Below are 865 nucleotides of genomic sequence, written 5' to 3'. Positions count from 1 at the left end.
CCTATTGTGGAAGATCCGTTGTTCAGTTGATCCATCACGTGGTGAGTGTTCTAAGCCGAAAGCTGAACGTTTCTAAACGACAGCAATTAGCTTTGGAAAAGGTCGGTTTTTACCGGCCTTTTTTATTTGTAATCTAAACGGCCTTATTCAAGATTTTTCCTTTCTAAAAAATCCCTTATACTGCAGCCCAAATTTTTTGTGACCTGAACGCTTAATATGACCGATTATTTGGTTAGCACCCAAGGACTAAGCTGTGAACGTGACGATAGGGTCTTATTTGAAGATCTGACGTTGAAGTTTAGCGCAGGTGAACTGATACAAATAGCTGGTCGAAATGGGGCGGGTAAAAGTACGCTTCTACGGATTATTGCAGGTGTATATACTGGGTTTGAGGGAGCTATCAATACAGCCTTCTTTAAACATCAGTTGTGTTATTTTGGCCATAAGGTTCCATTAAAGCCGGCATTAACCGCAGATGAAAATCTAAGTGCGCACAGCTTATTGGCATCGAGCACGACTCGCCAGCAAAGGAGTGATGCTTTGGCGCGATTCGGCTTGGACGATTATATCGACGTACCTTGTAGCGATATGTCTGAAGGCCAACGCAGGCGCGTTGGTCTATCTCGAATATTCTTGAGTAAAGCTAAGGTTTTCGTGCTAGATGAACCATTTGCTTCATTAGATAAAGAGACTGTCTCATTTCTTGAGCAAGTACTTGTCGAATTATCGGATTTGGGCAATTTGGTTATTTTTACAAGTCATCATCATATTGAGCATCCGCGCTTGAAGAAGGTTGTTTTGGATGGATAAACAACCAAAGAATGCGTTGTTTCAGCTATGGTTGCACGAGGCGCGGGTTGTCATT

Annotated in this window: 1 protein-coding gene; it reads left to right on the top strand. The window is 42.4% G+C overall.

Features of this window, described 5'->3' with window-relative positions; translation table 11 throughout:
* Positions 1 to 216: 216 nt before the first annotated feature.
* Positions 217 to 810, top strand: coding sequence for a heme ABC exporter ATP-binding protein CcmA (gene ccmA / locus A3739_RS06300; protein WP_068475824.1), 594 nt, complete (start codon positions 217 to 219; stop codon positions 808 to 810).
* Positions 811 to 865: the final 55 nt, after the last annotated feature.

Source organism: Oleiphilus sp. HI0067, from assembly GCF_001635735.1.
The sequence above is the reverse complement of the archived record's forward strand: the minus strand, read 5'-3'. Positions and strand labels throughout refer to the sequence as shown.